Below are 9830 nucleotides of genomic sequence, written 5' to 3' on the forward strand. Positions count from 1 at the left end.
TTATGTGTTATTTTTTGAAAATTTTGTTACCCAACTTAATGTAAGTATTAATTTTTTGTTCTACATTTTCAAATGCCATTTTATAAACTTCGTCTGAATAAATGTCGACTCCGGCATCTTTTAAAATTTGTGCAGGTCAATCTCTATCTCCGGCTGAAAGAAACTTGTCAATGTATTCGTTCAGTGCTTTTTCGCCTTCTTTTTTGTACTTGTTGTAGAAAACATTAGCTACAATGTAGCCTAAAGCATATTTGTAAACATAGAAATTGTAGTAAAAGTGTGGCACAGTAACTGAATAAATATTTATATGATCGCCAGGTTTTGATTTTTTATCACTCATTGCATACTTGTTAGCAATATCAATGTAGATTGATTCTAAGTCCTTGTATGAAGCAATAGGTTGTTTTTGATCCATTGCTTGATAAAGATTGTACTCATAATTAGATCATTGAGTTTAACGAATAACAGTTCCGACAAAATCATTAATGCTTTCACCTAATAAATAAAACTTTTCCTTGTCGCTTTTAGCTTTAGAAATTAAGTAATCGTTTAGCATTAATTCATTAAAAATGGATGCTATTTCTGCTAAAAAGATTGGGTATTGACTTCTTTTAATGTCCTGTGTAATGTCTGAAAAGTATGAGTGCATTGAGTGGCCCATTTCGTGACATAGCGTTCCCACTGAATCTAGTGAACCATTAAAATTCATCAAAATGTATTTTTTGTCTAGACCGTATGAAGCACCAATTGAATAAGCACCACTACGTTTGTTTGGCACATTAACAAAATCAACTCAGTTTTCTTGCATTGCTTTTGTTGCAACTTGTGCATAACGAGTAGGCATCACCGACATCAAGTCAACAAAAATTTGTTTTGCTTCTTCAACAGAATATTCATTTTTAATATCTACTAAATCTAAAGCACTATCTCAAACTTTACGTTCTTTTTTATATTTAATTTTGAAGAATTCTTTATTGGCTTTATTGAAACGCTTAAACATTGCCATATTATTAGCAACATTGTTATAGATAATTTCTAAAAGTTTTGGGTCGATATTGTCATCCGAAAGCAAAGCTTCAATTGATGAGTTGTATTTTCTTAGTTTTGCACTAGTTGAGTATTCTTTAAAGTGTTGAATTAGCAAGTTAGCAAAACTTTCTTTGTGTTTATAGAAACCTGCTAAGTAATTTTGATAAGCTGTTTTACGGGTTTGCTCATCTTTTGACTTTGCTAGTTTAATTCTAGTTCCGCGAGTAATTTTTTGTTTGTAACCTTTTGAAGAAACAGCATAACCGAAATCAACTTCACTTGATTCTAAGATGCTAAAAACAGCATGCACTGAAGGGTGACCACCGTTTGCCTCTGTTAAGTAATTTTCAACTTCATCACTTAACTTGTGATCTAGTGCACTTAAGGCTTCTTCAAAGTCTTTTTTAACTGCTGCAAAATCTTTATCATTTACTCATTTTTCAATTTTTGCTCTGTGTTGTTTTACTCTGTTTAATTCAGAACCTAATCTTGCTGCACAATCATCATCTTTATTTGAAAAATCAGCAATCAATTTATTAATTTCAGGATCAATAACGTTGATGTTTCTTTTATTTGATAAATAGTTTCCGATTTTAAAATCTACTTCAAGCTTTTTGTCATAAATTTTTAAATAATCTAAATAAGCTTGTTTAGAGCTGTATTTGGAGTCTTTAAGTTCAATAATTTTTTCGTATAAATCAAAATACTCTTTTTGTAATTTTTCTAGTGTTGTCCCTTTAAGAATATCTTCTAAATCTCACTTGTAATCTTTAGGAACTTCATTGTATGAATTGTATTTTTTCATTATTCTCCTTTGTTAATTTTGATTAGTGATTCAACTGGAACTTTTAGTCTATTTCTTGCATCAAATCCATCTAATTCCATCAAAACAACTACTCTTAAAACTTCCACTTTTTCTCTTTCTAGAAGTTTAATGATTGCTTCTAAGGTTCCTCCAGTTGCCAAAACGTCATCTATAATTACTGCTTTTTGTCCTGGTTTAGTGATTCCATCTTGAATTTCTAAAACATTGCGCCCATACTCAAGCCCGTAGTCACAAGACAACACAGGGCCAGGCAATTTACCTTTTTTACGCACCATAATAAACGGTTTTTTTGTTTTAGCTGCTACTGGTGTCCCAAATAAAAAACCGCGTGCATCAGGTCCAACGATAATATCGGCATCATTGGTAAATTTAGCTATTTCATCAATTGTGTAATGTAAAGCTTCTCCATTAGCTAACAAGTATGAAATATCTTTAAAAACAATTCCTTTTTCGGGAAAATCGTACACTGTACGAATCAAATCTTTTAGTTCTTTCTTATCCATAACACTAAAATTATACCTTTTGGCTTACTTTACTTGACAAAGCAATAAAAAATACTGCTAAGCAGTATTCTAAAAATCTCCTTTTATTCTTGAATCATCATTTTGATTATTAACATTATCAAATGAATCCAAATCAGTTTTGCTTATTGAATTATTATGCAAAACAGCAATAACTCTGTTGGCTCTTGCTCAAAAAATTCAAACCAATATTAAATTTGCAAAACCAGGTAAAAAGACTGACAAAATGAGTCAAATTTTGTGTTTTTGTAGACTCTTATGTTTTGCTACAAGCACTTCAGTAGCTGATATTTTGATTTTGGTGTTGTATTCATTTTCATATTTTCAATACATCAAATAACCTAATCCTAAAACCAATAAATTTAGCAAAATCCCGCAAATAATCATTGCATTTCTAGCAACAATAAATGTTTTGTCTCATGTACCCATGTAAATACCAACATAAATAAACATACTAAAGAATCACGAGAAAAAATACAAAAATGCTGCTGTTTGTAGATAACTAATCAATTTGTTGGGACTAAAATAATTCATTATTTGCTCCTTATTGAAGTTTAAAGTGAATATACTTCTTTTTTTCACAAATATTGTAATTCGAAAACAAAGTTGTTTCTAGTATTTTTTTTACTTAATTTGGTATTGTTTTTAGTCGTTTTTTAGTTTTAAAAAAGCAGCAGCCAAACCCGGCTGCTTTTAAACGAAAAAATGAGAATTATTTGATTTTAAAAACTGTTATATAAATTAAATTTGAAAAAAAGAATAAAAAAAATGGCGATCGCGGCGGGACTCGAACCCACGACCACATGCTTAGAAGGCACGTACTCTATCCAGCTGAGCTACGCGACCACTTTTTTTTCGTAGTCAAGTGCTTTTGGCTACATTTGTAATTTTACTATGTTTAATTGAAAAAGTACAAAAAATATTTTGTTTTTTGTTTGCCATTTTTAAACCTTATATAATAGAGTAATGCCATATTGATGAATTAACATTTTTATTTTTATTGCAGGATATTTTATTGGTTCAATAAATCTGTCAATTATCATGTCTAAAAAACTTAAAAAAGAAGATATCAGATCACAAGGTTCAAATAATGCGGGTTCAACAAATGCTTTAAGAGTCTACGGCAAGAAATTTGCTTTAGTTGTCTTTTGCTTTGATGTTTTAAAAGCGATGTTACCTTGTTTTTTCGTTGTTATTTTGCAAAGGTGAGTAATCAGAGACTTAAGCATCAGTATTTCATTGATACCGTTGATTGCTGGTCTAGGTGCCTTGGTTGGACATGTGTGACCTATTTACTTTAAATTTAAAGGTGGTAAAGGAGCTGCTTGTTTCTTAGGAATGGTTATTGCAACCAACATCATCTTACTATTCATTGGTATTGTTTTATTTTTAAGTGTTGTATTAATAACAAAATATGTTTCACTTGGTTCAATAGTTGTTCCATTCATACTGGTTTTATTAGCATTTATTCCTTGAATTGCTTCTGGACCTCTTGGTGTTTGCTCAATTAATAAAGATTGGTTTTATATTCCAGGTATTGTCTTACTTGTTGCTGACTTGATAGTTATTTTTATGCATCGCACCAATATTAAAAGATTGGTAAATAAAACAGAAAATAAGTTAAGACTTAAAAAATAGTTTTAAAGCTTAGTCAAAAAGACTAAGCTTTTTATATAGCAAAAGCAAGAATAAAAAACAAGATAAGCACTTGGCTTATCCTGTGTTCAATATATGCTAATTAACGTGCAGTTTCAAAAGTTTGAATTCTTAGATTGTTGAAGCTGATTAATTTTTCTAATTTTTCTTTTAGAACTGGATCAGAAGTTTTAGCAAGTCTTTTTTCGTATTTTTTAGCTCTCTTGTAAACTACTGCTTTTTCAATAGGAACAAGTCCGAACATAATTAATACAAATGAAGGAAGAAGAATTGCTGTTACGATGTTTCCGATTCATTCATAGTGTAAATTCTCTAATAATTTTCATTGAGCTTTAACAAAAGCAGCATCAGTCATGTCTTTTGTTTTTTCTACTGTTGTAATTAGTCCTACTTTAGGGTCAAAGTAGTTTTCGATTTGTTTTTCAGTTAAAGCGATTGATACATATGGATTAATTGCATAAGTAACTAATGCTAAAGCAACTAATACAATACCAACTCAACCTGCTCAAACTGTGTGTTTTCCTTTTTCAACTTTAATAAAGTTCAATTTACGGTTTCTGATTGTTCCGAAAATAGCAACAATAATGAATGCGAATGAGATAACAGCCATTCAGTTAGCCATTAAGTCAGAGAAGTTCATATTTGAGTTGAAGTTTCTTGAACCATATAAACCATCATATCCACCTGGGAAGTAAGCAAGTGATCCAACAACATTAAAGATTAGAGTAACAGGAATTGTTAGAATGATTGCATAGATAGTTCCGACGATTGGAGTTTTTGCTTTTTGCATTTTTGCATGAACTTTAAGTGGAACTCACAACTCACCTTCGTTTATTAAGTCTTCAATGAAACGAGTACATCACATTGTGAATCCGTTAATGATTCCTAAGATTCCGATTGCAATAGCAAAGTTAATTAATCCAAATAATCAACTTGCTTTAATTGATTTTAGTTGATCCGAGAATCCATAGAATCCTCCACTAGCAGCACCAATTGTCATTGTAACAGCAAGAATCAAGTAAATAATAGTTACAGTTACTAGTCCAATAACTAGAGCAAGTGGTGTTTTCTTAGGTTCAGCCATTTCTGATTGAACTCCGGCTGTTACATAAAATCCATCATATGCAAAGAAGATAGCAGCCATACTTGTGAAGATACCAAAGATTGGTGATAGTTTTGCTAGGCTTGTTGATTGTGGATTTCATCATTTAATTTGTGTCATTTGTTGACCGACAGTGACTGTGCTTCCATCACTGACTTGTTCAGATAGTTTTTGACCAGCAAATACTAATCCAATAATGGTTACTGCGATAAGTGGGAAGAATTTAATAGCAGTAACAACTAAGTTTTGAATGTTTCCTGCTTTTGAACTTAATCCTGATGTAAATAAGAATCAGAATGAAATTCCTAAAGCAAAAAGCATCATAATAATTCAGTCATTATTTCCGAATGCTTTATTGATTAGTAAACCACCATCTGTGACAAATCCTCCAGCAGCGTCTTGCATTTGAATAATTACATATAGTGGCATAAAGTAGTAAGTGAAAGGTAAGTAAATAAAAGTCATGAAGTTTTTACATGCTTTATAGATGTAAAGACTGTTGAACGCTTTATTTCACCCAATCATACCAAGGTTATCATTACGACCTGAAGCAACTTCAACAAGTGCTATTGCCATGGCAATAACCGCAAATGCTGCTAGTCCCCAAGCTAAGATAGATCAGAAAATGTTTCCAGCAGATTCTGCAAGTACTTTATCTGCCCGTAGGAAAATTCCTGCTCCGACTGATGAACCGATAACAATTAAAATTGCTGAAAAGAAACTAATTTTCTTTTTCTTGTCAGCAGTCACAACTAATTGTTCGTCAGACATTGTTTATCCTTTCGTATGTTGTGTAATAAGTTTTTCTTATTACTGTTTTGTTGTTTGTTTATAAAAATTAAGAAAAAGAATGAATTTAAATGGGTTTAAGTTGTTTTTTTATAAACGCTAATAATTTTATGAATGTTCACAAATATAAATTTATTAATTTTTATTTAAGGTCTTTTCTTGATAAAGGCATTGACATGCAACGAGCATTTCCCATTCCAAGTGATAATTGGTTTCCGTGGAATGGAATAACTTTAATTCCAGCAGCTTCTAAAGCTTTGTTTGTTTTTTCGTTACGTGAGTAACCAATTACAACTCCTGGAGCTAAAGCTAAGTAGTTTGTTCCGTCGAAGTGTGTTTCTCTTTCAATTTCCATTAAAGTTGCACCTTTTCCTGCAATAGGAATTAGAACTGGTTTTTCACCGATAATTGATTCTAATAAGTCTGATAGAGATGCTCCGCTTTCTTTACGTTTTGGTTCATCTTCTGTTAAATCAAATTCTCAGAATTTTAGAACATCTAACATGATTGGTGAGTATAAGAATTTGTTTCTATCTAACATTGTCAATCATGTGTCTAGGTGCATTAAGTTTGTTCATTTAGGAACGTTAACCCCAACAATACGTGTGAATTTTGCTTCTGGGTTAGCTTTAATATTTTTAGCTAATAATTCAATTGTATCTAGGTCTGTTCTTTCTGAAACTCCAATAACTAGTGTTTTTTCGTTGTATACGAATACGTCCCCACCTTCGATTGAAAGTTTTAGACTTGGTTCGTAATAAATAGGAGTATTAACTAGTTTTGGGTGGTTTTTGAAAACGAATAATGAGAACAGTGTTTCTCTTTGACGTACTTTGTAACGCATGAAGTGAATTGTAACTCCATTACCTACTGATGCAAATGGGTCACGTGTGAAATATAAGTTTGGCATTGGATCTACAACTAATTCGTGTTTTGATTCAATGTTTAAATCATATTTTGTGATTCCTGACATCATGTATTCAACCATTTTTCTTGGTGAAAGTTTGCTGAAGAATTCTCTAATAAGAGCTTTCTTTTCTTCACTTAGAATTGGGTTTGAATCTTCTAAGAAGTCTTCGATAAATTGTTTACGAGCTTCCGGACTAGCTAGTTCATAGGTTTCTGTTACTAAATCTAGTAGTTCAACTACATTGATTCCATGTCCTTTTAGTGATTCAACGAATGATCTATGTTCTTTTCTTGCTTCATGGCTTTCCAAGATAGCAGAGAACAATAGTTCATCTAGTCGAGCAGGGGTAATGTAATCAATTTCTCGCCCTGGTTCATGTACTAATACAGATTCAAGTTCACCAACTTCACTGTAGACGTTGATTCCCTTGAATTTTTCATTAAAAACTGACATTTATTGCCTTCCTTAAATAGTTTTTTAATAGATCTTTAAATTAATAAATTTTGTTGTTTGCATAAATAAATTTTTTTGTGTAATTCGAAATTTTATGGTAAAATTACACTGTTTTTATTTGCAAATTTATTTTTGTGATAAAAACCACTAACTCAATTTGGTGGTATAAACAACAGCTACACGCAAAAAAATATTTATACAATAATATTATAGTTTATTAACATAAATATTCAAGACCCCACACTGTGTTTTGTATACCTTCTTGTGTATTTTAATATTCAACATTTTGTTTTTTTCTTTCTTTAAATAAACTTTTCTCATTCTTTCTTAATTAATTTTTATAATTCTTATTAATGTTTAAATTTAGAAACACAAGTGCTTTGGGGATTAAGGAGTATAACAATGCAAAATGAAACAATGCTTTCAACTTCTCTAGAAGCTTTTAAAACAATGAATAAAGAAAATCTTACTTTTGAGCAAATTTATCAATACGTTCGTGAAAAATTTATTCAATCTTGAATCGAACAATTCTCACAAAACGATAATAATTTTAGTGAAGATGAAATTGATGAATTAAAAAGAGGGCAATTGTATAAATTGTTGACTATTGATGGTAAATTTTTCCGCTTAGCAGATGGAAGATGAACCATTAACCGACCAATTGAGAATACAAATCGTTAATAATCAGGGGCTTCATTCCCTAATTTTTTTCATTTTTATATTAATGGAAGAGAAAGTGAAATAATTTTGTATATGGCGACAAAAATTAAAAAATGATTTTTACCTTTAATGCTAACTAGTTTGATGATTCCAACTGTTTTACTTTCGGCCCAAAAATGTAATAATGTTGAAACAAAACACCCACAAGAAGAAACAAAATTTAGTCAACAATTTTTAAGTGAGTATTACAAAGCAAAAGTGACGGAAGTTATCGATGGTGATACTATCGTGACTGAGAATAACAATGATTTTACTAAGTGAAGATTCAGTGGAATTGACACTCCAGAAACAAGAAAACATGCACCTGACGGAAGTTGAGAACTGACTACTGGAGACCAACATTTATGGGGAACAAAAGCTAAAGAAGAATTAAAAAGACTAATAACTGAAAATAAAGACTTCGTGTGAGTGCCAAAAAATCCTAAAAAGGATAAATACTCTCGATCTTTGGGAAAAATTTACCTTAGCGAGCAGCATATGCTGAACATAGACTTAGTAACAAAGGGTTTAGCAATTAAGCGTTATATTAGTTTGGAAAGAAAAAATAAATATTACACAAGTGACACAACATTTTACATGGAGCTAGAAAATGCTGAAAACCAAGCAATCTTAAATAAAATCGGTATGTGGTCGCTCGGAACTAAAGCATACGTTATCGGCCTTCTATATTAATAAAGCAAAAAAAGTTAATTTTTTGGTAGAATTATAAAGCAATACAACATTAAAAGGAGCAACATATTATGAAAAAAGATATTCACCCACAATATCAACAAATTAAAATAACTTGCTCATCATGTGGTGCAGAACACGAATTCGGAACAACTGCAAGTAAAATCTCTTTAGATGTTTGCTCAAGTTGTCACGCCTTCTATACAGGTAACCGTACAAGTGCTAAAGCTACTGGTCAAGTTGAAAAATTCAACCGTAGATTCGGTAAAAATTCAAAATAATAATAAAAAACTCTCGTGTTGAGAGTTTTTTATTTTGCCTTTTTTATCAATTAGCGATTAGTTTTCCATTTGAATCTTTTTGTGATCCTAATAAAGCTAGAACAAAATCAATAAATCATCAAATTCCGCAAAGTCCTAAAGTTAATAATTTAAAAATGCCCAACATTGTTCTTCCGGCGTAAAAACGGTCAATTCCTAGTCAACCTAAAAATCAAGATAATAAAACTAATACTAATCTACTTTTATCTGAAACTGCATTCATTTTATTCCTCGTATTTCTTTCCTCAGAAGTATTTATAGTGGCTTTCTTTACCATCCTTAGTGATGTAGACAGCGTCCCCCTGTCTTTTACCTGTTGAGTATTTGTAACGTTCAACATCACCATTTGCATAGTATGTTGTTGCATCCCCATTTAGCATGTCGTTTTTGTAATTGCATTCTTCACGATCACCATTAGCTTTGTAAAATGTTGCTTTCCCGTGTTTTAGATTGTCAACATAAATAAATTCTTCACGATCACCATTAGCATATTGTAAATAACCAGGACCTTGTGCTAAACCATCAACATATGTGTATTCAGCAATATCACCATTTGGAACTACCATTTTGGCAGGACCATTTTTTTGTCCATTAACATATGAGTAAGTTTCGGTTGAACCACAACGAAAGTAATAAATTGCTTTCCCTGTTTTCATTCCATCCACTATTTCTACTTCTTCACGTTGTTCGTACATAAATTTCCTTATTTAAAATATATATTTTAAATTATAACAATTTTTAAAAAATTGCATAATTTGGGAACATAAGAAAAACTAGGGGTAAGGGTAAGACAGTCGCATTTGCGGCTGTTTTTTTGTTGAAGGGAATTTTAGTA

Annotated in this window: 10 protein-coding genes, 1 tRNA gene and 1 pseudogene; 4 read left to right on the forward strand and 8 right to left on the reverse strand. The window is 31.2% G+C overall.

The genetic code is table 4. From position 1 onward, the window contains the following. Positions 1 to 7: 7 nt before the first annotated feature. The 4 genes and pseudogenes from pepF to ACWXVN_RS02890 form a co-directional block, all read right to left on the reverse strand. Positions 8 to 1834, reverse strand: a pseudogene (gene pepF, locus ACWXVN_RS02875) (oligoendopeptidase F). Further along, entirely contained in the window at positions 1834 to 2358 is a 525-nt protein-coding gene (locus ACWXVN_RS02880; protein WP_455967774.1) for an adenine phosphoribosyltransferase, read from the reverse strand. Before ACWXVN_RS02880 ends, pepF begins: the two are co-directional and overlap by 1 nt. A 69-nt stretch (positions 2359 to 2427) precedes the next feature. Next, entirely contained in the window at positions 2428 to 2910 is a 483-nt protein-coding gene (locus tag ACWXVN_RS02885; RefSeq protein ID WP_455979053.1) for a hypothetical protein, read from the reverse strand. A 235-nt stretch (positions 2911 to 3145) separates the two neighbouring features. Further along, a tRNA-Arg gene (locus ACWXVN_RS02890) sits at positions 3146 to 3222 on the reverse strand. 120 nt (positions 3223 to 3342) lie between these two features. Between ACWXVN_RS02890 and plsY the strand changes: the two genes are divergently transcribed. Next, positions 3343 to 4014, forward strand: a complete 672-nt coding sequence (gene plsY / locus ACWXVN_RS02895) for a glycerol-3-phosphate 1-O-acyltransferase PlsY (protein ID WP_455967772.1) — start codon at positions 3343 to 3345, stop codon at positions 4012 to 4014. Between the two features lie 100 nt (positions 4015 to 4114). On the opposite strand, the gene ACWXVN_RS02900 is transcribed toward plsY, so the two are convergent. Next, the gene (locus ACWXVN_RS02900; protein WP_438341353.1) at positions 4115 to 5905 is read right to left on the reverse strand and encodes an amino acid permease; all 1791 of its coding nucleotides are present in this window, start codon (positions 5903 to 5905) and stop codon (positions 4115 to 4117) included. 160 nt (positions 5906 to 6065) lie between these two features. Continuing rightward, on the reverse strand, positions 6066 to 7286 hold the full coding sequence (arcA, locus tag ACWXVN_RS02905; RefSeq protein WP_438341354.1) for an arginine deiminase: 1221 nt from the start codon (positions 7284 to 7286) through the stop codon (positions 6066 to 6068). 402 nt (positions 7287 to 7688) lie between these two features. Here arcA and ACWXVN_RS02910 point away from each other — a divergent pair, with 402 nt between their 5' ends. From ACWXVN_RS02910 to rpmE, 3 genes are all read left to right on the forward strand, one after another. Next, positions 7689 to 7967 (forward strand): hypothetical protein, encoded by a 279-nt coding sequence (locus ACWXVN_RS02910; RefSeq protein WP_455967769.1) that lies wholly within the window; start codon positions 7689 to 7691, stop codon positions 7965 to 7967. 72 nt (positions 7968 to 8039) lie between these two features. Continuing rightward, complete coding sequence (locus ACWXVN_RS02915) at positions 8040 to 8678, forward strand: thermonuclease family protein (protein WP_455979054.1); 639 nt, start codon at positions 8040 to 8042, stop codon at positions 8676 to 8678. Between the two features lie 68 nt (positions 8679 to 8746). After that, positions 8747 to 8956: a 50S ribosomal protein L31 gene (rpmE, locus tag ACWXVN_RS02920; protein WP_438341357.1), complete on the forward strand. Its 210-nt coding sequence runs from the start codon at positions 8747 to 8749 to the stop codon at positions 8954 to 8956. 43 nt (positions 8957 to 8999) lie between these two features. On the opposite strand, the gene ACWXVN_RS02925 is transcribed toward rpmE, so the two are convergent. Continuing rightward, positions 9000 to 9218 carry a TM2 domain-containing protein gene (locus ACWXVN_RS02925; RefSeq protein WP_455979055.1) on the reverse strand — a complete coding sequence of 73 codons (219 nt, stop codon included), beginning with the start codon at positions 9216 to 9218 and terminating at the stop codon, positions 9000 to 9002. Between the two features lies 1 nt (position 9219). Beyond that, positions 9220 to 9690, reverse strand: coding sequence for a hypothetical protein (locus tag ACWXVN_RS02930; RefSeq protein WP_455979056.1), 471 nt, complete (start codon positions 9688 to 9690; stop codon positions 9220 to 9222). Positions 9691 to 9830: the final 140 nt, after the last annotated feature.

The organism is Mycoplasma sp. 4044 (assembly GCF_053851695.1).